Source organism: Variovorax boronicumulans NBRC 103145 (assembly GCF_001591345.1).
GTDB lineage: Bacteria > Pseudomonadota > Gammaproteobacteria > Burkholderiales > Burkholderiaceae_C > Variovorax > Variovorax boronicumulans.
Genome location: NZ_BCUS01000016.1, coordinates 53,682 through 75,550 on the forward strand (window position 1 = coordinate 53,682; position 21,869 = coordinate 75,550).

A 21,869-nucleotide genomic window follows, 5' to 3' on the forward strand; every position below is an offset into this window, starting at 1 on the left:
GGCGTGTGCGTCAGGCGAAGATGGCCGTCACTGGCGTTTCGTCGCCGCGCGCGTGGCCGCGGTACATGCCTTCGGTGTTGAAGGCCAGGCTCAGGTTGCCGTGGCGGTCGACGGCGATCAGGCCGCCGGTGCCGCCGATGGCGGGCAGCGACTCGTGCACCACGGCGTGCGTGGCCGCTTCGAGCGTGGCGCCGCCGTAGGCCATGCGCGCGCAGATGTCGTAGGCGGCTGCGACGCGGATGAACATTTCGCCGCTGCCGGTGCACGAGATGGCAGCGGTGCGGTCGTCGGCGTAGGTGCCGGAGCCGATGAGCGGTGTGTCGCCGACGCGGCCCACGCGCTTGTTGGTCATGCCGCCGGTCGAGGTGGCGGCGGCCAGGTGGCCGTGGATGTCGAGCGCCACGGCGCCGACGGTGCCGAACTTCTTGTCTTCGTCCAGCGGCGGCTTGGTCATGGCGGCGCCTTCGTGGTCGGTGACCACGCGGCCCGTGTCGCGCACGCGGTACAGCTGCTGGCGGCGCGCGTCGGTCGAGAAGAAGAAGGGCTCGACCATCTCCAAGCCGCGGTCGCGCGCGAAGGCTTCGGCTCCTGCGCCGGCCAGCAGCACGTGGGCGCCGTCCTCGAGCACGGCGCGCGCGGCGCGCACCGGGCGGCGCACGTGGCTCACGCCGGCAATGGCGCCGGCCGCGAGCGTGGCGCCGTCCATCACGGCCGCGTCGAGCTCGTGCGTTTCCTCGTGCGTGAACACCGCGCCGTAGCCGGCGTTGAAGAGGGGGCAGTCTTCGAGCATCTCGACCGCCAGGCAGGTGGCGTCGAGCGCGGACATGCCTTTGCGCAGCGCGGCCTGCGCGGCGCGCACGATGGCCTGCAGCGCGTCGTGGTAGGCCTGCGCCTGCTCGGGGTTGGTCGTCGAGGCGCTGATGGTGCCGGCGCCGCCGTGGATGGCGATGACGGGCGTGACGTTCTTCATCGGGAAGCTTTCTTCTTTTTCTTGCCGGCGTCGGAAGCGACGGCGGCGGGGAGGGAGGGCATGGAGACTTCGCCGCGTGCATGGCCCTGGCCCAGCCCGCCGTGCAGCCACGGGCGCACCGCCTGCAGGATGCGGCCGGCCGACTGCGCCGCGCCGGGCGCGCGCAGGGCGACCGCGCTGGTCAGTGCCTCGATCAGCGCGAGCACGCTGGTCTCGCAGTTGGGGCGGTAGCTGGTTTCGGTCTGGCCATAGAGCACCACGTCGGCCAGCGGCGCGATGGGCGAGCTGGGGCGGTCGGTCAGCGCGAGCACCGCACAGCCCTGGCCGCGCGCGATCTGCGCCAGCGCCACTGTGTCGGTGAGGTAGCGCGGAAAGGTCAGGCCGATGAACAGGTCCTGCGGCCCCGCGTGCATCAGCGTGCGCGCCGAATGCGTGACGCCGCTCACGCTGGAGAGCATGCGCACGTCGCTGCAGGAACCGTCGAGCCCGTGCTGCAGCAGCCCCGCGAGCCAGGCGCTGGCGCCGAAGCCGCCGATGTAGATCGAGCGGGCCTTCAGGATGCGCTGCACCGCGGCCTCGCAGGCGGCGTAGTCCAGCGACTGGCGCGTGGCTTCGATGTTGCGGCGGCTCTCGTCGAGTGCGGTGGCGAACACCTCGGCCACCGTGGTCGGGTGCTCCAGGTTGCCGCGCAGCCGCTCGACCGGCGCCACCAGCGGTTCGAAGCCGCGCACGAGCTCGGCGCGGAAAGCGGCGTAGCCGTCGAAGTCCAGCGCGCGCGCAAAGCGGTTGGCCGTGGCCACCGACACGCCGGCCGCGGCGGCGAGCTCGTCGATGGGCAGCGTCGCGACCTGCAGCGGATGCCCGAGCACGAAGTCGGCCACCTGCCGGTGCGAACGCGTCAGCCGCGGCAGCGCCTGCGCAATGCGCTGGGCCACGGTGGTGCCTGGGGTGTCGACGTTGGTGCTCATGGGGCGGGCGACGCACCGGGAAGGGTGCGAGTGATGTAAATCGGTTTACAAATATATGTCAGTTATGAAAATTTTCTGTCATTTCCGAGCGTGAATGCAAATACTGGGCCAGAAGAGAGGGTGTTTTGAGGGTTTATCCCGAGTCGAATCGGTCGGGGTCGGGTGGGCGCAGGTTCGGCGTTTCCCCAGGCGATACACTCCCGGCCGCACGTCAAAAAAGGCGTGCACGGGATTGGCGTCCCGAATCACCTCTGCGTTTTCAACGGAGGCCATTCATGGCTGGTTCTGCCTGCTCACTCACGCCATCTCCCGCATCCCCTGACTTCGGCGTTGCCGAAGCTTTCGCTCTTCAGGCGTGCGACGACACCGACAGCCTGCGCGAAGTGCTCTGTGCCTACGCGTGTCTCGAAAAACTCATCGTGCCGCTTGAAGTGAGCGACACGGAGCAGCTCAACCCGACTCGCAGTGAACTCAGCGCGTTGCTGCGCCTGGTCAATGACGAGTTGAGCCGCCGCATCGAGGCCGTCGACAAGACGGTTCATGCGATGCGTGGCGCGTTGACTGTCGCTGCTGCGAACTGACGGACAGTTGAATGTCCTTCGTCACGGGGCGTCCCAAAGAGCGCGCTCGCGCTGTTCGTCAAAATGCGGACAGAAAAGGGAGCCATGCAATGAAGACAGAGGAAGCGAGTGACCAAGGTTCTGCGCTGGGCGGGCGAATCCTGAAGGTCGACCACGCCGGAGAGCAGGGAGCGGTGAACATCTACAGGGCGCAAATCTTCATGGCGCGATGGACCGCGCCTTCGCTGGTGCCTGAACTGCGGGAGTTCAAGTCCCACGAAGAAGGGCACCGGGCGTTGTTCGCGGCCGAACTGAAGCGCCGGGGCGTTCGTCGCTGCCGCAGCTACTGGTTGTGCGGCATGGGTGGCTGGGTGCTCGGCCTGATCACCGGGTTGCTCGGTCGTCATGCGATTTCGGCCACCACCGTCGCTGTCGAGCGCGTAGTGCTTGGGCATCTGAAGGCCCAGTTGCGCGAACTCGCGGGGAAGGACGAGGCGGCCGTGCGCACCATCTCGCAGATCGTGGAAGAAGAACAGCTGCACCACGACCAGTCCGCATCGCACGTGCAGGCCAATCACCTCTGGACGCGGGTCCTGAGTCCCGTGGTCGCGCTGTCGACCGAGTCCGTCATCTGGCTCGGGATGCGCCTCTGAGTTTTTTAATTTGTCGGCCACGTAGACAAAGGAATTAATCGCCGCGGCTGAACGCGCATCGCGGCGTTGACGCCCTCGTGCCCAACCCCGAGTATCCCGAGCGGTGCGATTGGCACCGGGGAACGAGGAACCAAAAAATGAGACAGGAATGGCTTCGCCGCGCGTGCGCGGTGATGGGCGGCTTTGTGCTGGTTGCGGCCCTGTCCGCCTGCGGCGGCGGTGGGGGCGGAGGAGGTGGCGGGGGCGGTGTGCCGCTGATCCTGCCGCCGACGGGCACGGCGCCCGTGCAGCCGGCGCCTTCGGCCAATGGCCGGGTGGTGTCGGACACCGTGACGTCGAGCGTCAATGGCGTGCGCTACCCGATCGAGGTGTTCATCCCGGCCGCCTACGACAGCAGCAGCGATGCCGTGCCGATCATCTACGCCTTCGACGGCGACGCGACCAACGGCCTGCCCGACACGCGCTTCACCAACCTCAAGAACGTGCTGCTCAAGCGCGGCACCAAGGCCATCCTCGTGGGCATCGGCTACACCGCGCGCCGGCAGGAGGACTACAACTTTCCGGGCGCCAACGCGTACCACACCTTCCTCACGAAGGACCTGGTGCCGTTCATCGAATCGAAGTACCGCGCGGACCCGAAGAAACGCATGCTCACGGGCCTGTCGACCAGCGGCAACCTTGCGGCCACGGCGTTGTTCCTGGAGGCGCCCGACAACCTCGTGTTCTCGTACTTCATTTCCATCGAGGCGGCCTTCTGGCAGCAGGAGGCCGAGAACAACGCGCTCGAAAAGAAGATGTTCGACGCGCTCGCGGGCCGGCCATTGCCCGTCACGCTGATCCTGGCGCACTGCGCCAGCGGCTGCAACGAAGTACCGGTGAAGGCGATGTACAAGCGGATGTCCGAGCGGGGCTACGTGGGGCTGCAGCTCATCGACACGGAGTTCAACTCCACGCACGTGGGCACGGACGTGCTCGCGTTCGACGACGCGATCGTGCGGATCTTCAAGTAAGGCCTTGCGGCGAACCGGGCAACCCGATTCGCGCCACATGCTCAGTTGGCGGAAGGACTCGGCGGGTAGCCGGCTTCCGTCAACGCCGCCACCAGCGAGGGGCGGTCTTCGGTGGTGTCGATGCGCACCGTTCTTTGCTTCACGTCCACTTCGAGCCTGGCCTGCGGGTCCAGGTCCTTGATGGCGCGGGTGATGCGGCCGGCGCAACTGCCGCAGGTCATCGACTGGATTTCAAACGCTTGCATGGGGTGAGTCCTTTCAAAAGAGTGGCTCGCAGTGTCAAGCTTGGCATCGTGTGAAGGTCAAGCGCGTCGAGTGCCTGACCCCTGGCGTGCCAAGGTCATGCGCCGTCTGCGTTTGACTCTCTCATGGTGTGAAGGTTGAGACTTCGCGCTTTGGCTCGAAGGAGAACCCCATGGAACATCCCACGGCGCCGGCTGCTGCGGCGCGCTTGTCCCTTGCCGATGTCGTTGCGCGCTCCGGTGCGTCCGCGCGGCTGCTGAGCGACTGCGAATCGCTCGGGCTGCTCGACGACACGGCGCACGGCGGCCGCTACGACGAACGCGCGGTGTCGACACTGCGCTTCGTGCGACGCGCACACACGCTGGGTTTCGACACGCCGGAAGTCGTCGAGCTGCACGCCCTGTGGCAAGACGGACGCCGCGCGAGCTTCGACGTGAAGCGCGTTGCGCTCGAACGCGCCGACGACCTGGCCCAGCGCATCGAAGAGCTCGCGCACATGAAGCGCCTGCTGGAGCGCCTGGCGCATTGCTGCGAAGGTGACGAGCGCCCGGAATGCCCCATCCTCGATGAACTGGCCGGGCTCAAGGGATTCGCCGGCTGTGAAGCACGGCGTGCCTGAGGCCGATCCTCAACCCGGAATGTTCGGCTCGACCAGCTGCGCCAGCGCGACCAGCGATTCCTGCCAGCCCAGGTAGCACATCTCGACGGGAATCACGCCGGGGATGCCTTCCTGCACGACGGACATGTCCGTGCCGCACGAGACCGCGGTCAGGACCACCGTGGTCTTCATCGTGCCCGGCAGGTGGGGATCGTCGAAGCTCGCGTCGTAGGCAATGCGCTGGCCGGGCACGAGCTCCAGGTACTTGCCGCCGAACGAATGGCCGTGGCCGGTGCCGAAGTTGGTGAAGGACATGCGCCACGCGCCGCCCACCACCGGTTCCATGGTGTGGACCTTGTCGGTGAAGCCGAAGGGCGGCAGCCAGCGCTCGAAGGCGCCGGGCTCCACGAAGGCGCGGTAGAGTTTGTCGGGGGTGGTGCGCAGCACGCGGTGCAGGCGAACGGTGTTGGTGGCCATGGTTGCTTTCTCCTGATGAAGTACAGAGGACGACCCTCTGTGGTGACGTCGGATGAGCCCGCTGCGATTCGACAGGTGCAGGATCAGGAAAAACCCTGAGCCCGCACCCCGCGCCTCAATCGATGAACCGCGCGACGATGTCCTGGAACGACGGCAGGTCCATCGGCGTGTGGCCGCCTTCGTAGCCCTTCAGGCTCAGCTGCAGACCCTTGTAGTTGCGCGCGGCGATCTGGTCGCGCAGCGCGGTGATCTCCGGGCCGCCGACGTTGCCGATGGCATAGCCCAGCAGCAGGGTCACGGGAATGTCGCGCGTGCTGCTGTTGGCGTACATCTGGCTTTCGAGCGGATCGAGCTGGCCGCGCGCGCCGGCGGCGGGCGGGTCGGACGCGAAGAAATGCTGGAAGGTGAACGTGCCCGCCGCGCCTTCGGTGAAGAAGGCGATGAGCGTGAAGACGCCGCCGTTCGACAGGCCCGAGAGCATGCGCCTGGCCGGATTGGCCCGGTAGTTCGATTCGACATGCGGCACCAGCTGGGCGACGAGGAACTCGTGGTACGCCTTGGCGCCCGGCATCAGGTAGTCGGTGTTGCGGCGCGAGGTGCCGCCGATGCCGACCACGATGGCTTTCTTGCCGGCCTTCTCGAGGATGTCGGTGAAGTTCTGGAAGCGCGTCACGCTCTGGTTGTAGACCGCGTCGCCATCGGTGATGTAGACCGTGGGGTAGCTCGCCGTGGCGCCGTCGTAGCCGGGCGGCAGGTAGACCTGGATCGGGTAGGTCGCTTCGGTGGCGGTCGACTTCATCGAACTGCTGACCACCCGTCCGCGCCCGGTGTCCGCGGGCGGTGGCGTCGGCGTGCCGCCGACCGGTGGCAGCGGCAGCATCGCCACACCGCCTCCGCCGCCTCCACCACCCCCTCCGCCGCCGCAACCTGACAACCCCAGCAGCAGGGCGCAGCCTGCTGTGAACATGAGCCGGCGAAGAATCCCTCTTGTCTGCATGTGACGTTCCTTGTTGTGATGACCGTGGTGGCGGAAGCCGGGGCGATCTTAGGGGCGATGGGGTGCGGTTGTCTCGACCGTCTTCTGCATGAACACACTCAACGGATCGTCCGGGTAGTCGCCGAAGCGCTCGCGCCGCGCATACCCCGCACGCGCATAGAAGGCCAGCGCCTCGGGCTGGCTCACGCCCGTCTCCAGCCGGAACATGGCGCATCCGCGCGCCGCTGCTTCGGCTTCGAGAAAGCCCAGCACCTTCGCCGCGACGCCTTGCCCGCGGTTCTGCGGGCGCACGTACATGCGCTTGAGTTCGCCGTAGCCGGGGTTCATGACGACGGCGCCGCAGCCGATGGCCGTGCCGGCCGCGTCGCGTGCGACGGCGAACAGCACGTGGGCGGCCGACAGTGCGGCGATGTCGATGCCGTAGTGGCTCTCGGGCGGGTACAGCGGCTTCTGGTACGCATCGAGGTCATCGATGAGCTGGATGACGTCGGGCTGGTTCGGGTTTTCGATCGAGATCTGCATCGTTCGATCGTAGCGAGCCGAAGCGCCGCAAAGCCCGACGCGCGACGGGGTTCTGCGCGGCGGCCAACAATGGCCGCGTCATTCATCTTGTTCGTCAGTTCATTGATTGAAGGAGTAGAACTTTGGAATACCGTCATCTGGGCAAATCAGGCCTCAAGGTCCCCGTGCTGAGCTTCGGCACCGGCACCTTCGGCGGCAAGGGCGAGTTTTTCAGCGCATGGGGCAGCACCGACGTGGCCGAGGCGCGCACGCTGATCGACATCTGCATGGACGCCGGCGTGAACATGTTCGACAGCGCCGACATCTACTCGGGCGGCGCCGCCGAATCGGTGCTGGGCGAGGCGATCAAGGGCCGGTCGCGCGACCGGCTGCTGATCTCGACCAAGGCCACCTTCCGCAGCGGCGAAGGGCCGAACGACGTGGGCTCGTCGCGTCACCACCTCGTGCAGGCGGTCGATGCGTCGCTGAAACGGCTGGGCACCGACTACATCGACCTGTTCCAGCTGCACGGCTTCGACGCCAGCACGCCGGTGGAAGAAACGCTCTCCACGCTCGACGACCTCGTGCGCGCGGGCAAGCTGCGCTATGTGGGCGCGTCGAACTTCTCGGGCTGGCACCTCATGAAGTCGCTGGCGGTGTCCGAGCAGCGCGGCTATGCGCGCTACGTGGCGCACCAGGCGTACTACTCGCTGGTGGGCCGCGAGTACGAGTGGGAGCTGATGCCGCTGGCGCAAGACCAGGGCGTGGGCGCGGTCGTCTGGAGCCCGCTGGGCTGGGGCCGGCTCACGGGCAAGATCCGCCGCGGCCAGCCGCTGCCCGCCAACAGCCGCCTGCACGTGACGGCCGACATGGGCCCGCCGGTGCCCGACGAGCTGCTGTATCGCGTGGTCGAGGCACTCGAAAAAGTCGGCGCCGAGGTCGGCAAGACGGTGCCGCAGGTCGCGCTCAACTGGCTGCTGCAACGCCCGACGGTGTCCAGCGTGGTCGTCGGTGCGCGCGACGAGGCGCAGCTGCGCCAGAACCTCGGCGCGGTGGGCTGGAACCTCACGCCCGCGCAGGTGGCCGAGCTCGACGCGGCCAGTGCGACGACGCGCACCTACCCGTACTGGCACCAGCAGGGCTTCAAGGAACGCAACCCGAACCCGGTCTGACCGGGTTCAGTCGGGTGTCAGCCCCAGCACCCACTGCTTGAACTGCTCCAGCGCCCCGGAGGCCGGACGGCCTTCGGGGTACGCGAAGTAGTAGCCCTGGTGCACGTCCAGGTGCCGGTCCACCGGAATCACGAGTTCACCGGTGCGCAGCTCCTGCTCGACCAGGATGCGCGGCGCCAGCCCCACGCCCATGCCCGCCGCCGCGGCGGCCACCACCATGGTGAACAGCTCGTAGCGCGGCCCGCGCGAGGCATGCACCGTGTACTCCCATTCCTGCTGCGCGTACCAGTCGCGCCACGCATGGGCGCGGGTGCTCAGGTGCACGTGGCGGCAGCGCTCGAAGCCGGCTTCGTCCCACCGGGCGTGCGCGTCGCGGAACGCGGGGCTGCAGATGGGCACCATCTCGCCTTCGGAAAAGATCAGCCCGCCGCGTGTGTTCGGCCAGAACTGGTCGCCAAAGTAGATCGCCGCGTCGTACGCGTTTTCCTGGAACGAGAAGGGCTGCGAGCGCGCCGACAGGTTCACCGTGATGTTCGGGTGCAGCCGGCTGAAGTCGGGCAACCGCGGAATGAGCCATTGCGTGGCGAAGGTCGGCACCACGGCCAGTTCGAGCACGAAGCCCATCTCGTGGCCGGCGCTGATCTCCAGCGTGTCGCGGCGGATCTGGTCGAGGTGGCGGCGGATGCGCGCGGCGTACTCGCGGCCCACGTCGGTGAGCGTGAGCCGCTTGCGCACGCGCGAGAACAGTGGCACGCCCAGGCGCTGCTCCAGCATCGCCACCTGGCGCCCGACCGCGCTTTGCGTGAGCGCCAGCTCGGTCGCCGCGCGGGTGAAGCTCCCCAGGCGCGCCGAGGCTTCGAAGGCCTGCAGCGCGCCGAGGTTGGGAATGTCTTTTCTCATCGCGCTATTCTGGCGGGAGCTTGCGCGGCCCGGGCAACGGCCCGGGCCCGCACATCGAAGACACGGAAAGGGATCTCATGCGGCGTGTGGCGATCATCGGCGGCGGGGCCATCGGCTCGGCCATCGCGTACTTCCTGGGCGCCGACCCGACGGGCGAGGCCTTCGACATCACGGTGGTGGAGCGCGACTTCTCGTACCGGCAGGCCTCATCGGCGCTGTCGGCCAGCTCGATCCGCCAGCAGTTCTCCACCGCCATCAACATCGAGATGTCGCTCTACGGCATCGAGTTTTTTCGCGCGCTGGGCGAAACGCTGCGCGTGGGCGACGACGTGCCGGACATCGGACTGGTCGAGCCGGGCTACCTGTACCTGGCCTCGCCGGCGGGTGTCGAGGTGCTGCGCGAAAACCACGCGACACAGAAGGCGCACGCGGTGGACGTGGCGCTGCTGACGCCCGATGAACTGAAGGCGCGCTTCCCGTGGATCTCGACCGAGGGCATCGCGCTCGCATCGCTCGGCCTGTCGGGCGAGGGCTGGTACGACGGCTACAGCCTGCTGCAGGCCTTTCGCAAGAAGGCAGTGTCGCAAGGCGTGCGCTATGTGCAGGCGCAGGCGACGGGCCTGCAGCGCGAGGGGCGCCGCGTCACCGGCGTGCAGCTCGACGGCGGCGACACGCTGCATGCGGACATCGTCGTCAACGCGGCGGGCGCGTGGGCGGCGCCGGTCGCGCAGTGGGCGGGCATCGCGTTGCCGGTGCACGGTCGACGCCGCAGCGTGTTCAGCTTTTCATGCCCGAGCGCCTTGCCCGGTTGCCCGCTGGTCATCGACACCTCGGGCATCTGGCTGCGGCCCGAAGGCCGCCAGTTCATCTGCGGCTTTGCGCCGCCCGAAGACCGGGACCCCGACGACGCGCCGCTCGAAGTCGACCACGAGGCCTTCGAGAGTTTCATCTGGCCGGCGCTGGCCGAACGCATTCCGGCCTTCGAAGCCGTCCGCATGACCGGCGCCTGGGCCGGCTACTACGAGATGAACGTGTTCGACCACAACGCGATCCTCGGCCTGCACCCGGACTGCGACAACCTCTACTTCGCGAACGGCTTCTCGGGCCACGGGCTGCAGCAGTGCCCGGCGGCGGGGCGCGGCATCGCGGAGCTGATCCGCTTCGGCGGCTACCTCAGCCTCGACCTGTCGCCGCTGTCGTTCGCGCGCCTCCTCGAGAACCGGCCGCTGCGCGAGAAGAACATCATCTAGGGCTGCTGCTCCGCCGGTTTGATGTCCCCCACGGGTGACAGCAGCGCCGGGTCGAAGGCGGCGAGCGCGCGGCCTTCCTTCAACCGTTTCGGCCAGTCGGGGTTCGACAGCGCGCCGCGTCCCAGCGCCACGAAGTCGGCACCGTCCGCGAGCGCCGCTTGCGCGCGCCCCGGGTCGTGCAGGCTGCCATTGGCGACGATCGCAAGGCCGGGCGCGTGGCGGCGCGCGAGCTGCAGCAGGCTTGGCCCCGCATCGCCGAAGGCCGGGCGCCAGGCTTCGAACTCGGTGACGTGCAGGTAGTCGATGCCGCTGTGCGCCAGGGCCCCGAACACCGTTGCCGCGCCAGCCTCGGCTTCCGGCCACTTGTGGCCGAAGTCGTTGACCTTGCCTTGCGAGATGCGCACGCCGACCGGCGCCGAGGCGCCCAGCATCTGCCGCACGGCACGCACCACTTCGACCGTGAGCTGCACGCGCTGCGCGAGGGCGCCGCCCCAGCGGTCGGTGCGCGTGTTGGTGTGGCCGCTCAGGAACTGGTCGAGCAGGTAGCCGTTCGCGCCGTGGATCTCCACGCCGTCGAAGCCCGCCACTTCCATCGCCAGCAGCGCCGCCCGGGTGAAGCCGCGAATCGCCTCGGCGATGTCGGTATCGGTCATCGCGCGGGGCACCGGGTAGTCGCCTTCGCCGCGGTAGGCCGTCATCTGCGTGCCCAGCGGGCGAACGGCCGACGGCCCCGCCGTGTGGTCGCGGAAGCGGTTGAACTGCGACAGCGCGCCCGCATGCATGAGCTGCGCGATGGCGCGCCCGCCCGCGCCCTGGATCGCCTTCACCACCGGACGCCACGCGCGGGCCTGTTCGCCATCGCTCAGCCCGGGCTGGCGGGCATAGCCTTGCGCATACGCCGTGTCGGTGTAGATGCCTTCGGTGATGACGAGCCCGAAGCCGCCCCGCGCAAAGCGCTCGTAGTAGCGGGCCATGGTGCCGTTGGCGTGGCCCTCGGGCGAGGCGCTGACGCGCGTCATCGGCGCCACGGCGAGCCGGTTGGGCAGCCGCAGACCGTGCAGCGTCGCCGGCGCGAGCAGCGGCGTGCTCATCGGGCGTCTCCGGGCGCGACGGCGATGGCCTCGATCTCGATCATCGCGTCGGGCGAGTACAGGCCCGAGACCTCGACGATGGTGTCGGCCGGGTAGGGCGCCGAGAACCACTGGCGGCGCAGTTCGACGATCTTCGGAAAGTGGCTCATCGAGGTCAGGAAGATCGTCACCTTGACCACATTGCCCATGCCCGTGCCGGCGGCCCGCAGCACGCGGTCCAGGTTCTTGAAGGCCTGCTCGGCCTGGCGGTCGAAGTCGCCCTTGCCGACGATCTCGCCGTCGTCGCCGATCGCGGCCTGGCCGGACACGAAGATCAGGTTGCCGAGCTGGATGGCCTGCGACAGCAGGAAGGGCGCGTAGGGGTCAGGTTGCGTGTGGATTTGCTTGGGTTGCAATTGCATGACAGGTGCCTTTGATGGTGAATTTCAGATCAGCCGTGGAAGTGGTTTCTTCCCGCGACAACTGAAATTTAGGGATGAAGAGGGCGCCCGACAACGGCTGATTTTTCAGCCGATGGATGAATTGAGCTAATCTGTCCGCATGCGAAGACTTCCTCCCCTGGGCGCATTGCGCGTGTTCGAGGCCGCGGCCCGCCGGCTGAGCTTCAAGGCTGCGGCCGACGAGCTGCACGTCACGCCCACTGCCGTCAGCCATCAGATCAAGCAGCTCGAGGAAACGCTCGAGGTGCGCCTGTTCGAACGCGGCACGCGGCAGGTGCACCTGACGGCCGCCGGACACCAGCTGTTTCCCGCGCTGCGCGACGGCTTCGACAGCTTCGAGCGCGCGGTCGACGGCGTGCGCCGCCTGAAGGGCACGCGCATCGCCACGCTGTCGTCCACGGTCGGGTTCATGGCCCGGCGGCTGGCGCCGCGCGCGGGCACCTTCCGCGACCTGCATCCCGAATGGACGCTGCGGCTGGACGCCACCAACCAGGTCGTCGACCTCGACACCGAGGCCGACGCGGCGATCCGCTACGGCAACGGCCGCTACGCCGACCTGGTCGTGGAGCCGCTGTTCCAGGACCACTACGCGCCGGTCTGCAGCCCCGCGCTGGCGGTCGCGGCGCGGCAGGACCTGAAGGCCGTCTCGCTGATCCACTTCGAATGGGGGCGCGCGGGGCGCGACGAAACGCTGGCGCCGGTGTGGCGCACCTGGCTCGCACGCGCGGGCCGCACCGACGTCGATGCGCAGGCCGGGCTGTCGTTCACCGAAGAGATCCACGCGGTGCAGGCCACGGTCGCGGGGCAGGGCGTCGGCCTGCTGAGCCTGGCGCTGGTGGCCGACGAGCTGGCATCGGGCCTGCTGGTGCAGCCCTTCGAACTGTCGGTGGAGAGCTACCGCTACGACCTGGTCTACAGCCCGCGCGCCGCCACCCGGCCCGCCACGGCCGTGCTGCGCGACTGGGTGCACCGCGAGTTCGGCGGCGGCGAAAAGAAGGCATAGTGGCAGGCATGACTGCCCAGACCCTGTACGCGCAAAAGCGCGTTTCCGCCGCCGATGCCGTGCGCCAGGTGCGCCACGGCGACATGATCATCGTGCCTACGGGCGTCGGCGAGCCGCCCTCGCTGCTCACGGCCTTGTCCGAGCAGCGCCGCGATTTCCGCGACGTGAAGGTGGCGCAGATCCTGGCGATGCGCAAGTACGCCTACATCGACCCCGAGACGGTCGAGCACGTGCGCCACGTCGCGCTGTTCTTCGGCGGCGCCACGCGCGCCGGCGGGCAGGCGGGCTGGATCGACTTCATTCCCAACTACTTCTCCGAGATCCCGGCGCAGATCGAGCGCGGGCAGATCGCGGCCGACGTGGTGTTCAGCATGGCCTCGCCGATGGACGCGCACGGCTACTTCGCGCTGAGCCTGGGCCCCGACTACACGATGGCCGCCGTGGCGAAGGCGCGCGCGGTCGTGCTCGAGGTGAACCCCAACGTGCCTTATGCGCACGGCAACTGCCATGTGCACATCTCGCAGGTGGCGGCGCTCGTCGAGAGCAGCGAGCCGGTGATGGAAGTCGGCCTGCCCAAGATCGGCCCCGTGCAGGAAGCCATCGGCAAGCACGTGGCCGACCTGATCGACGACGGCGCCACCTTGCAGATCGGCTACGGCGGCATTCCCGATGCGGTGGTGATGCAGCTCACGGGCAAGCGCGACCTGGGCATCCACACCGAGATGATCGGCGACGGCATCCTCACGCTGGTGGAAAGCGGCGCGGTCACCAACCGCCGCAAGAACTACCTGCCGGGCAAGTCGGTCGCGACCTTCGCGCTGGGCTCCAGCAAGCTGTACCGCTTCATGGACCGCAACCCGGGGTTGGAGATGCATCCGGTGAACTTCACCAACGACCCGGCGCTGGCGGGGCTGAACGACAACCTCATCGCCATCAACGCCACCATGCAGATCGACCTGCTGGGCCAGTGCGGCTCCGAGAGCCTGGGCCACGCGCCGTACTCGGGCACGGGCGGGCAGTCGGACTTCGTGCGCGCGGCCAACCGCTCGCGCGGCGGCAAGGCCTTCATCGTGCTGCCTTCGACGGCCAAGGACGACACCATCTCGCGCATCGTGCCCTCGCTGTCGCCCGGCACGCACGTGAGCACGAGCAAGAACGACATCAACTACGTCGTCACCGAACATGGCGTGGCGCAGCTGCGCGGCAAGTCGGCCAAACAGCGCGCGCAGGAGCTGATCGCCATTGCGCACCCGGACTTCCGGGCGGAGCTGACGGAGCAGGCGAGGCGGGCCAAACTGCTTTGAGTTTCATAGGGGGCAGCGCGTGACTTAGGGCACTCCTGTGCGGTCCGGGCGGCGGCTACATTCGCTGCGATGAGCATCTCCTTGCGACATCTTTTCCTGCTGGGCGCGGCCTGCGTGCTGTCCGGCCAGGCGTTTGCCTGCAGCGGGCCGGGCCAGCCGGGATGCCCGCCACCGAACGCGCCGGGCTGGCCCCACAACAGCTGGCCGCCACCCCGGGACACCGTGCCTGTGATGCCCGGCGGCACGGGCCGCTACAGCGACCCCGACGAGTACCTGGCGCCGCCGCCGCCCGACCCCACCTTCTCCTACAAGTGGGGCGCGTACGTCATCGACAAGTCGAAGGGCGCTTTCGGCGGAGCCGACAACCGGGCGACACAGGCCGATGCCGAAAACAACGCCATCGCCCAGTGCGTGGGCAACGGCGGCACCGCCACCGGCTGCCGCAGCATGACGCTGACCTGGCAGGAGGGCTGCGGCGTGGTCGTGATGGGCCGCAACGTGCTGTCGATGAAAGCCAACAAGCTGCAAAGCGCGGCGCAGGCGGAAGCGATGGCGGAGTGCTCCGCGCATGCGAAGGACTGCAAGGTCGTCACTGCGCGCTGCAACGCGCTGGTCGTCAATCGCTGATCAGCTGGCCTTCGTCGCGCGTACCAGCGACGGCGTGGCCTTGTAGCTCTCGGGGAACAGCTTCTTCAGGTCGTCGATCTTCGGCAGGTCGTGGATCGCGATGTAGGGCTGGTTCGGGTGCAGCGTGAGGTAGTCCTGGTGGTAGTCCTCCGCCGCATAGAAGGGCTTGGACACCTCGACCGTGGTCGCCAGCGGCTTGCTGCCGAAGGTCTTGGCCTGGTTCAGCTGGGCGATGTAGGCGTTGGCGATGCGGGCCTGGTCGGCGTTTTCGGCGAACACGGTGGAGCGGTACTGCGGGCCGGTGTCGGGGCCCTGGCGGTTGAGCTGGGTCGGGTCGTGCGCCACCGAGAAGTAGATCTGCAGCAGCTTGCCGTAGCTGACCTTGTGCGGGTCGTAGCTGATGCGAACGGCCTCGGCATGGCCGGTGCGCCCGGAGCCGACCTCGTTGTAGCGTGCGGTGCGGGCCTCGCCGCCCGCGTAGCCCGAGAGCGCATTGCTCACGCCCTCGACGCGCTGGAAAACGCCCTGCACACCCCAGAAGCAGCCGCCCGCGAACACGGCGGTGGCGGTGGTGGCGCCTGCGGGTGCGGTGAGGTCGACCGTGGGCGCGGGCACGCGGCGCGCGGTCTCGGCGAAGGAGGGGGCCGCGTGCCAGGCGAAAGCGGCGGCGGCGAGCGTGCCGGCGGCGATGGCGAAGGATTTCATGGCGGTCTTTCGTAGGGAGCGCAGGAAAGGGACAGTGATCCCGATCCCGCCGGCCGTCAATGGCGGCGGGGCCGGTGAGAAGGCGGCTTACTTCTTCATCTCGTCCTTGCCCATCGCGTCCTTCTTCATGTCGTCCTTGGCCATGGCATCTTTCTTCATGCCATCTTTGGCCATGCCGTCCTTCTTCATGGCGTCCTTGCCCATGGCGTCTTTCTTCATCCCGTCCTTGGCCATGCTGTCCTTCTTCATGCCGTCCTTGGCCATGTCGTCCGCGGCCAAGGCCGAGGCGCCGGCGAAGGCCATGCAGGTGGCGAGGAGGGTGGCGGTGAGCTTGTTCATTTGGGTCTTCCTGAGTTGAGGTTGGGTTTTGTTGTCGAGATCGGCCTGGTTCCCTGTCGGAATTCGGCCTCGCGCTTTCTTCGGCAGTCGAGCGGCTGTGGCAGCCCCTCAGCTCCCTCCGAACCAGTTGTAGCCCTGGTCTTCCCAGTAGCCACCGGGATAGGTGTTGGTCACGTACATCGCCTGGATGTGTTTCGGGTTCTTGTAGCCAAGCTTGGTCGGCATGCGCAGCTTCATCGGGAAGCCGTACTTCGGCGGCAGCGGCTGGCCGTCGTAGCTCAGCGTCAGCAGCGTCTGCGGGTGCAGCGCGGTCGGCATGTCGATGCTGGTGTGGTAGTCGTCCGCGCACTGGAAGCCGACGTACTTCGCGCTCAGGTCCGCGCCGACGTGGCGCAGGAAATCGGCAAAGCGCACGCCGCCCCATTTGCCGATGGCGCTCCAGCCTTCCACGCAGATGTGGCGCGTGATCTGGTCTTCTTGCGGCAGCGCGCGCAGTTCAGCGAGCGTCCAGCGGCGCTTGTCGGCGACCATGCCGCTCACTTCGAGGCGGTAGGTGGCTTCGTCGACCTCACGGACCTCGTCCTCGCCGTAGTAGGCGTTGAACGGAAAGGGGCGCGTGATCTCGGCCTCGGTGTAGGTCGGCGCCAGCCGCGTCGGGCTGAAGAGCCAGCCCTGCACCTCGTCGTTGAAGCGCGAGACCTTCGCCAGCGCCGCTTCCACGTGGCTGTCGTCGCTGATGCTGCAGCCGGTGAGCATCGACAGGCCGCCCAGCGTCAGCGAACGGCGCAGGAACAGGCGGCGCGAGGGCGCGTCGAGCCGGCGCTCGATGAGGGCGCGGGCTTCGCGCACCACGGCGTCGCCGTCGACACCGACCAGGGGAGGGCGTTTGAAAAAGAGGCTCATGGGGTGTGGGGCGCGCGACCGCGCAGCATGGTGAGCAGGGTGCGGGGCACGAGCGCCACCATCACGAGGTGCACGGCAACGAAAGCCACCAGGGCGGCCATCGCCACGAAGTGGACGCGGCGCGCGGCTTCGTAGCCGCCCAGCAGCTCGCGCAGCAGCGGGAACTGCACCGACTTCCACAGCACCAGCCCCGACAGCACGATCGCGACGAGGTCGACGATCACGAACAGGTAGGCGAGCTTCTGCACATGGTTGTAGTGGCGCGGGTCGGCATGCGAGAGCCTGCCGCCGAGCGCGGCCCGCGCATCGCGCCAAATTCCGGCCGGCGTGAGCGGGAAGAACTTGAGTGCGAAGCGTCCGCTGGCCAGGTTCAGCACCAGGTAGACGAGCCCGTTGAACACCAGCAGCCACATCGCCGCGAAGTGCCACAGCAGCGCGCCGCCGAGCCAGCCGCCCAGCGTGATCGAGGCCGGGAAGCGAAAGGCAAGGAAGGGCGCCGCGTTGTAGATGCGCCAGCCGCTGGTCACCAGCACCAGCACGGCCAGCGCGTTGAGCCAGTGCGTGACGCGCATCCACAGCGGGTGGATCGGCCGGTGGTCGGGGGCGGCGCGTGTCTGCATGGGCCGGATTGTTGGGCGCACCCCCTCGCCGATTCATCACGCAAAGTTCAAAGATTCGTGATAACTCCGGGGGGCGTCTCGCGGGACAATCGCGGCCATGGACACCGCCAAACGCGTGCTGATCGTCGAGGACGACGCCCACATTGCCGAACTGCTGCGCATGCACCTGCGCGACGAGGGCTACGCGGTCGAGCACGCCGCCGACGGCAACGCGGGCCTGCGCGCGCTGGAGCGCGGCCAGTGGGACGCGCTGGTGCTCGACCTCATGCTGCCCGGCATCGACGGCCTCGAGATCTGCCGCCGCGCCCGCGCCATGGCGCGCTACACGCCCATCATCATCGTGAGCGCGCGCTCCAGCGAAGTGCACCGCATCCTCGGGCTGGAGCTGGGCGCCGACGACTACCTGGCCAAGCCCTTCTCGGTGCTGGAACTGGTGGCGCGCGTGAAGGCGCTGCTGCGGCGCACCGACGCGCTGGCGCGCAACGCGCGGCTGGAGTCGGGCAGCCTCACGCTGGGCAACCTCGACATCGAGCCGCTGGCGCGCGAGGTGCGCGTCGACGGCAAGCCGATCGAACTCACGCCGCGCGAGTTCGACCTGCTGTACTTCTTTGCACGCCACCCCGGCAAGGTGTTCTCGCGCCTCGACCTGCTCAACCAGGTCTGGGGCTACCAGCACGACGGCTACGAGCACACGGTCAACACGCACATCAACCGGCTGCGCACGAAGGTCGAGGCCGACCCGGCCGCGCCGCGGCGCATCCTCACGGTGTGGGGGCGCGGCTACAAGCTCGCGGCGGACGACGCCGCACCGAAAGGCGACCTTCCATGATGGCCTGGGCCACGCTGTCGCGGCGGCTGTCGATCGCGTTCGCGGTGCTGCTGCTGGCCTGCTGCGGCGCCTCGGCGTGGCTGCAGATGCGCGCCGGCGCGCAGCACGCGCAAGAGGTGACGCAGCGGCTGTCGCTCGGGCTTGCGGCCCACATCGCGCAGAACACCGAGCTCATGAAGCCCGGCGGCCTCGACCCGGTGGCGGTGAAAGACCTGTTCGACAAGCTCATGACCGTCAACCCCAGCGTCGAGGTCTACGTGCTGGGGCCCGACGGCCACATCGAGGCCCAGGCCGCGCCGCCGGGGCACCTCAAGCGCGACAAGGTGGCGCTCGGCCCCATCCGCCGGCTGCTGGCTGGCGAGCGGCTGCCGATTGCGGGCGACGATCCGCGCAGCCCCGACGGCGCCAAGGTCTTCAGCGCCGCGCCGCTGCGCATGGGCGGGCGCGATGCCGGCTACGTGTACGTGGTGCTGCAAGGCGAAGACCACGACGCGCTGGCCGCCAACCTGTCGGCCGACACCGTGCTGCGCACCACGCTGTGGTCGATGGCCTTGGTGGCGCTGCTGGGGCTCATCGCCGGGCTGGTGGCGTTCCGCCTCATCACCCGGCCACTGCGCGAGCTGACGGCGGCGGTGCGGCGTTTCGAGGCCGAGGGCATCGCGGCGCTGGAGCGCGAGGCACCCATGCCCGCGCCGCCGCGCCACGCCGACGACGAGATCGCGCAGCTGCAGCAGGCCTTTGCGCAGATGACGCGCCGCATCGCCGAGCAGTGGCGCGAACTGAGCCTGCAGGACCGCCAGCGCCGCGAACTTTTCGCCAACATCTCGCACGACCTGCGCACGCCGCTCACCTCGCTGCACGGCTACCTCGAGACGCTGCTGCTCAAGGCCGGCACGCTCAGCGAGGAAGAGCGCCGCCGCTACCTGGAGATCGCGCTCGGCCAGAGCCGCAAGGTGGGCCGGCTCGCGCAGGAGGTGTTCGAGCTGGCGCGGCTCGAGTACGGCGTGGTCAAGCCCGAGAAAGAAAACTTCGCGCTGGCCGACCTCGTGCAGGACGTGTTCCAGAAGTTCGAACTCGCGGCCGAGGCGCGGCGCCAGCAGCTCAAGCCCGACATCGCGCCGAACCTGCCCGTGGTGTCGGCCGACCTCGGCATGATCGAGCGCGTGCTGACCAACCTGCTGGACAACGCCATCCGCCACACGCCGGCCGGCGGCGAGATCGAGGTGCGCCTGCGCCCGTCCGACGCCGGCGTGGCGGTGCAGGTGAGCGACACCGGCCCCGGCATTCCGGGCGAGCTGCAGAAGGGCCTGTTCACGCGGCCGGCCTTTGCCGACGGCGGTGCGCGCGGCGGCGGGCTGGGGCTGATGATCGTGCAGCGCATTCTTCAGCTGCACGGCAGCGACATCCGGCTCGTGCCGCAGCCGGGCAAGGGCGCGGTGTTCCTGTTCCGGCTCGGGGGCGCCACAGCGCGCTGAAGGCGTTGAACCCGGCGGTCGGCGGGTTTGCCAGCGGGCGGCGGGCGATGCTACAAGCGAAGCGGCATCACCCCCCAAGAACAGAAGGAGACCACCGACCATGCCCGCTTTCGAGACCGTCCTGATCGACAAGGACCCGCAGCACCCGCGCATCGCGCGCCTTGTGCTCAACCGCCCCGAGAAGCTCAATGCCATCGGCGACAGCACGCCGACCGACATCCGCCGCGCGGTCGAATGGGCCGAGGCCGACGACGAGGTGCATGTGATCGTGGTCGAAGGCGCCGGCCGCGCCTTCTGCGCCGGCTACGACCTGGGCGACTACGCGGAGGGCCACGGCCGCGAAGGCCAGGCCGACCATCCCTGCCGGCAGGAGAAAACGCCGTGGGACCCGATGCTCGACTACGCCGCCATGAAGCGCAACACCGAAGACTTCATGTCGCTGTGGCGCTGCCGCAAGCCGACCATCGCCAAGGTGCACGGCTACGCGGTGGCCGGCGGCAGCGACATCGCGCTGTGCTGCGACCTGCTCACCATGGCCGACGACGCGCGCATCGGCTACATGCCCACGCGCGTGTGGGGCTGCCCGACCACCGCGATGTGGACCTACCGCCTCGGGGCCTTGCGCGCCAAGCAGCTCATGTTCACGGGCGACACCATCACCGGCACGCAGGCGGCCGACTGGGGCCTGGCCAACTTCGCGGTGCCGGCGGCGCAGCTCGACGAGGCCACGCTGGCGCTCGCGCAGCGCATCGCGGGCGTGCCCAGTTCGCACCTCATGATGCACAAGATGGTCGTCAACCAGGTCTGGCATTCGATGGGGCTGGAGCAGACCCAGATGTTCGCCACCGTGTTCGACGGCATCACGCGCCACAACCCCGAAGGCATGTGGTTCCGCCGGCAGGCCGAAGCCGAAGGCTTCAAGAGCGCGGTGCAGTGGCGCGACAGCGGCCGGCCGATTCCCGAAGGCGACGAGGCGAGGGCGCGCATCGCCGAGCTCGAAGCGAAACTGGCTGCGCGCGGCTGAGCGCGATGGTTCGCGCGGTGGCTCAGCCGCCCTTGCGCCGCTTCACCACCACCGTGGCCTCGAGGCCTTCGTAGGCCTCGGCGTCGCCGTACCAGCTGCCCGAGATGGGCGCCGCCAGCGCGGGGTCGCGCGCCACGCCCACGCGGATCAGCTGGCCGCTGCCCATGAGGTTGTTGGTCGGGTCGAAGGCCAGCCAGCCTGCGCCCGGCAGGTAGGCCTGCAGCCATGCGTGCGTGCTGCCGGCGCCGGTGACCGATTCGCCGGGCGCCTGCCCGGTGGCGTCGTTGTCCAGCGACGCGTCGTAGAGGTAGCCCGAGACGAAGCGCGTCGCGATGCCGAGACGGCGCGTGGCTTCCATCATCAGCAGGGCGTAGTCGCGGCAGCTGCCGCTGCCCAGCGCCAGCGTCTCCAGCGGCGTCTGCGTGCCTTCCTCGTCGCGCGCCTTGTATTCGAAGCTCTGGCCGATGTGCGCGTTCATGCGCGTGAGTACGTCGCGCGTGCTGTTGGGCTGGTCGGTGTGCAGGAACTGGTGCGCCCAGCGGATCAGCGTGCCGTTGGCGTCGTCGTTGTGGTGCGGGCGCAGGTAGTGCTCCAGGTCCAGGCGCTCCTGCACCGAATAGGCAAAGGGCAGGAACTCGGCCGACGGGTCGAGCGTGAGCAGGTCGCGCTGCGACGGCGGCACGTGCTCGATGGTGAACGAGCAGACGATGCGCAGCTCGGTCGCCTCGCCCAGCGGCTGCACCAGCGCGACGGAGTTCGAGTACGGGTCTTGAATGAGCCGCGTGAGGGCCTGCGGGCTCACCTGCAGGTCGGTGGCGAGCACCCGCAGGTCGTGGCTGTCGCGCGGACGGAACATCACGCGGTGCAAGCCGAAGGTCACCGGCTTGTTGTAGCGGTAGACGGTGGTGTGGGTGATGTCGTACTGGATGGCCATGGCGCGCATTGTGCGGTGCGCGCGTGACCTCGGGTGGCGGGAAAGCCAGAACGCGCCGAATCAGTCCGATCCGGGCCAGAGCCGCTGCGTGCCCAGCGCCTTGGCGAGCGTCGCGGGCAAGGGCAGCGGCTCGCCGTGCCATTGCGCCGCCAGCAGCTCAGCGCACAGGGTGGCAAAGCTCAAGCCGCGCGAGCCCAGCGCGGTGCAGGCCCACAGGCCCTCGTCTGCGCCCGGAGCCAATGGGCCGACCAGCGGTCGGCGGTCGCCCGAGGCGCA

The 21,869-nt window shown here is 68.6% G+C and carries 26 protein-coding genes and 1 pseudogene; 12 read left to right on the plus strand and 15 right to left on the minus strand.

Going from position 1 to position 21,869, the window contains the following annotated elements; genetic code table 11:
- Window positions 1-10: 10 nt before the first annotated feature.
- Both VBO01S_RS07160 and VBO01S_RS07165 read right to left on the minus strand, forming a co-directional pair.
- Window positions 11-970, minus strand: coding sequence for an isoaspartyl peptidase/L-asparaginase family protein (locus tag VBO01S_RS07160; RefSeq protein WP_062472522.1), 960 nt, complete (start codon window positions 968-970; stop codon window positions 11-13).
- Complete coding sequence (locus VBO01S_RS07165) at window positions 967-1,938, minus strand: MurR/RpiR family transcriptional regulator (protein WP_062472523.1); 972 nt, start codon at window positions 1,936-1,938, stop codon at window positions 967-969. The genes VBO01S_RS07160 and VBO01S_RS07165 overlap by 4 nt, the downstream gene beginning before the upstream one ends.
- 275 nt (window positions 1,939-2,213) lie before the next feature.
- On the opposite strand from VBO01S_RS07165, the gene VBO01S_RS33190 reads away from it, so the two are divergent.
- The 3 genes from VBO01S_RS33190 (at window position 2,214) to VBO01S_RS07180 (ending at window position 4,161) form a co-directional block, all read left to right on the plus strand.
- Entirely contained in the window at window positions 2,214-2,519 is a 306-nt protein-coding gene (locus tag VBO01S_RS33190; RefSeq protein WP_062472525.1) for a hypothetical protein, read from the plus strand.
- Window positions 2,520-2,608: 89 nt separating this feature from the next.
- The gene (locus tag VBO01S_RS07175; RefSeq protein WP_062472527.1) at window positions 2,609-3,151 is read left to right on the plus strand and encodes a demethoxyubiquinone hydroxylase family protein; all 543 of its coding nucleotides are present in this window, start codon (window positions 2,609-2,611) and stop codon (window positions 3,149-3,151) included.
- Window positions 3,152-3,288: 137 nt separating this feature from the next.
- Complete coding sequence (locus VBO01S_RS07180) at window positions 3,289-4,161, plus strand: alpha/beta hydrolase (RefSeq protein ID WP_082818027.1); 873 nt, start codon at window positions 3,289-3,291, stop codon at window positions 4,159-4,161.
- Between the two features lie 41 nt (window positions 4,162-4,202).
- Here VBO01S_RS07180 and VBO01S_RS07185 read toward each other — a convergent pair whose 3' ends face one another.
- A complete protein-coding gene (locus VBO01S_RS07185) occupies window positions 4,203-4,406 on the minus strand; it encodes a heavy-metal-associated domain-containing protein (protein WP_062472532.1) in 204 nt (67 codons plus the stop codon).
- Window positions 4,407-4,576: 170 nt separating this feature from the next.
- Here VBO01S_RS07185 and VBO01S_RS07190 point away from each other — a divergent pair, with 170 nt between their 5' ends.
- The gene (locus VBO01S_RS07190) at window positions 4,577-5,023 is read left to right on the plus strand and encodes a MerR family DNA-binding protein (protein WP_062472534.1); all 447 of its coding nucleotides are present in this window, start codon (window positions 4,577-4,579) and stop codon (window positions 5,021-5,023) included.
- 9 nt (window positions 5,024-5,032) lie between these two features.
- On the opposite strand, the gene VBO01S_RS07195 is transcribed toward VBO01S_RS07190, so the two are convergent.
- The 3 genes from VBO01S_RS07195 to VBO01S_RS07205 form a co-directional block, all read right to left on the minus strand.
- A complete protein-coding gene (locus VBO01S_RS07195; RefSeq protein ID WP_062472536.1) occupies window positions 5,033-5,479 on the minus strand; it encodes an SRPBCC family protein in 447 nt (148 codons plus the stop codon).
- 115 nt (window positions 5,480-5,594) lie between these two features.
- The gene (locus VBO01S_RS07200; RefSeq protein WP_082818028.1) at window positions 5,595-6,476 is read right to left on the minus strand and encodes an alpha/beta hydrolase; all 882 of its coding nucleotides are present in this window, start codon (window positions 6,474-6,476) and stop codon (window positions 5,595-5,597) included.
- A 48-nt stretch (window positions 6,477-6,524) separates the two neighbouring features.
- A complete protein-coding gene (locus VBO01S_RS07205; protein ID WP_062472540.1) occupies window positions 6,525-6,998 on the minus strand; it encodes a GNAT family N-acetyltransferase in 474 nt (157 codons plus the stop codon).
- A 122-nt stretch (window positions 6,999-7,120) separates the two neighbouring features.
- On the opposite strand from VBO01S_RS07205, the gene VBO01S_RS07210 reads away from it, so the two are divergent.
- Window positions 7,121-8,149: an aldo/keto reductase gene (locus VBO01S_RS07210; protein ID WP_062472542.1), complete on the plus strand. Its 1,029-nt coding sequence runs from the start codon at window positions 7,121-7,123 to the stop codon at window positions 8,147-8,149.
- A gap of 6 nt (window positions 8,150-8,155) precedes the next feature.
- Here VBO01S_RS07210 and VBO01S_RS07215 read toward each other — a convergent pair whose 3' ends face one another.
- Entirely contained in the window at window positions 8,156-9,049 is an 894-nt protein-coding gene (locus VBO01S_RS07215) for a LysR substrate-binding domain-containing protein (protein ID WP_062472543.1), read from the minus strand.
- Between the two features lie 77 nt (window positions 9,050-9,126).
- Between VBO01S_RS07215 and VBO01S_RS07220 the strand changes: the two genes are divergently transcribed.
- Window positions 9,127-10,299: an NAD(P)/FAD-dependent oxidoreductase gene (locus VBO01S_RS07220; protein ID WP_062472545.1), complete on the plus strand. Its 1,173-nt coding sequence runs from the start codon at window positions 9,127-9,129 to the stop codon at window positions 10,297-10,299.
- On the opposite strand, the gene VBO01S_RS07225 is transcribed toward VBO01S_RS07220, so the two are convergent.
- The gene (locus VBO01S_RS07225) at window positions 10,296-11,390 is read right to left on the minus strand and encodes an oxidoreductase (protein ID WP_062472547.1); all 1,095 of its coding nucleotides are present in this window, start codon (window positions 11,388-11,390) and stop codon (window positions 10,296-10,298) included. The genes VBO01S_RS07220 and VBO01S_RS07225 overlap by 4 nt on opposite strands.
- Window positions 11,387-11,791 carry a RidA family protein gene (locus VBO01S_RS07230; protein ID WP_062472549.1) on the minus strand — a complete coding sequence of 135 codons (405 nt, stop codon included), beginning with the start codon at window positions 11,789-11,791 and terminating at the stop codon, window positions 11,387-11,389. The genes VBO01S_RS07225 and VBO01S_RS07230 overlap by 4 nt, the downstream gene beginning before the upstream one ends.
- Before the next feature lie 139 nt (window positions 11,792-11,930).
- Here VBO01S_RS07230 and VBO01S_RS07235 point away from each other — a divergent pair, with 139 nt between their 5' ends.
- The 3 genes from VBO01S_RS07235 (at window position 11,931) to VBO01S_RS07245 (ending at window position 14,764) form a co-directional block, all read left to right on the plus strand.
- Window positions 11,931-12,833 carry a LysR substrate-binding domain-containing protein gene (locus VBO01S_RS07235; protein ID WP_062472551.1) on the plus strand — a complete coding sequence of 301 codons (903 nt, stop codon included), beginning with the start codon at window positions 11,931-11,933 and terminating at the stop codon, window positions 12,831-12,833.
- 8 nt (window positions 12,834-12,841) lie between these two features.
- Entirely contained in the window at window positions 12,842-14,137 is a 1,296-nt protein-coding gene (locus tag VBO01S_RS07240) for an acetyl-CoA hydrolase/transferase family protein (RefSeq protein WP_062472552.1), read from the plus strand.
- A 69-nt stretch (window positions 14,138-14,206) separates the two neighbouring features.
- The gene (locus tag VBO01S_RS07245) at window positions 14,207-14,764 is read left to right on the plus strand and encodes a DUF4189 domain-containing protein (protein WP_082818029.1); all 558 of its coding nucleotides are present in this window, start codon (window positions 14,207-14,209) and stop codon (window positions 14,762-14,764) included.
- On the opposite strand, the gene msrA is transcribed toward VBO01S_RS07245, so the two are convergent.
- The 4 genes from msrA to VBO01S_RS07265 form a co-directional block, all read right to left on the minus strand.
- Window positions 14,765-15,469 carry a peptide-methionine (S)-S-oxide reductase MsrA gene (gene msrA / locus VBO01S_RS07250; protein WP_062472555.1) on the minus strand — a complete coding sequence of 235 codons (705 nt, stop codon included), beginning with the start codon at window positions 15,467-15,469 and terminating at the stop codon, window positions 14,765-14,767.
- 87 nt (window positions 15,470-15,556) lie between these two features.
- Complete coding sequence (locus VBO01S_RS07255; protein ID WP_062472557.1) at window positions 15,557-15,808, minus strand: pentapeptide MXKDX repeat protein; 252 nt, start codon at window positions 15,806-15,808, stop codon at window positions 15,557-15,559.
- Window positions 15,809-15,916: 108 nt separating this feature from the next.
- Window positions 15,917-16,711 carry a molybdopterin-dependent oxidoreductase gene (locus VBO01S_RS07260; RefSeq protein WP_062472559.1) on the minus strand — a complete coding sequence of 265 codons (795 nt, stop codon included), beginning with the start codon at window positions 16,709-16,711 and terminating at the stop codon, window positions 15,917-15,919.
- On the minus strand, window positions 16,708-17,331 hold the full coding sequence (locus VBO01S_RS07265) for a cytochrome b/b6 domain-containing protein (RefSeq protein WP_062472561.1): 624 nt from the start codon (window positions 17,329-17,331) through the stop codon (window positions 16,708-16,710). The genes VBO01S_RS07260 and VBO01S_RS07265 overlap by 4 nt, the downstream gene beginning before the upstream one ends.
- Window positions 17,332-17,428: 97 nt before the next feature.
- Between VBO01S_RS07265 and VBO01S_RS07270 the strand changes: the two genes are divergently transcribed.
- The 3 genes from VBO01S_RS07270 (at window position 17,429) to VBO01S_RS07280 (ending at window position 20,659) form a co-directional block, all read left to right on the plus strand.
- The gene (locus tag VBO01S_RS07270; protein WP_062472563.1) at window positions 17,429-18,160 is read left to right on the plus strand and encodes a response regulator transcription factor; all 732 of its coding nucleotides are present in this window, start codon (window positions 17,429-17,431) and stop codon (window positions 18,158-18,160) included.
- Entirely contained in the window at window positions 18,160-19,635 is a 1,476-nt protein-coding gene (locus VBO01S_RS07275) for a sensor histidine kinase (RefSeq protein ID WP_062472575.1), read from the plus strand. The genes VBO01S_RS07270 and VBO01S_RS07275 overlap by 1 nt, the downstream gene beginning before the upstream one ends.
- A 100-nt stretch (window positions 19,636-19,735) precedes the next feature.
- Window positions 19,736-20,659, plus strand: a complete 924-nt coding sequence (locus tag VBO01S_RS07280; RefSeq protein WP_062472565.1) for a crotonase/enoyl-CoA hydratase family protein — start codon at window positions 19,736-19,738, stop codon at window positions 20,657-20,659.
- 22 nt (window positions 20,660-20,681) lie between these two features.
- Here VBO01S_RS07280 and VBO01S_RS07285 read toward each other — a convergent pair whose 3' ends face one another.
- Entirely contained in the window at window positions 20,682-21,593 is a 912-nt protein-coding gene (locus tag VBO01S_RS07285) for a transglutaminase family protein (protein WP_223301327.1), read from the minus strand.
- A gap of 60 nt (window positions 21,594-21,653) precedes the next feature.
- Window positions 21,654-21,869 (minus strand): annotated as a pseudogene (locus tag VBO01S_RS07290) (FAD-dependent cmnm(5)s(2)U34 oxidoreductase); the annotation flags it as partial.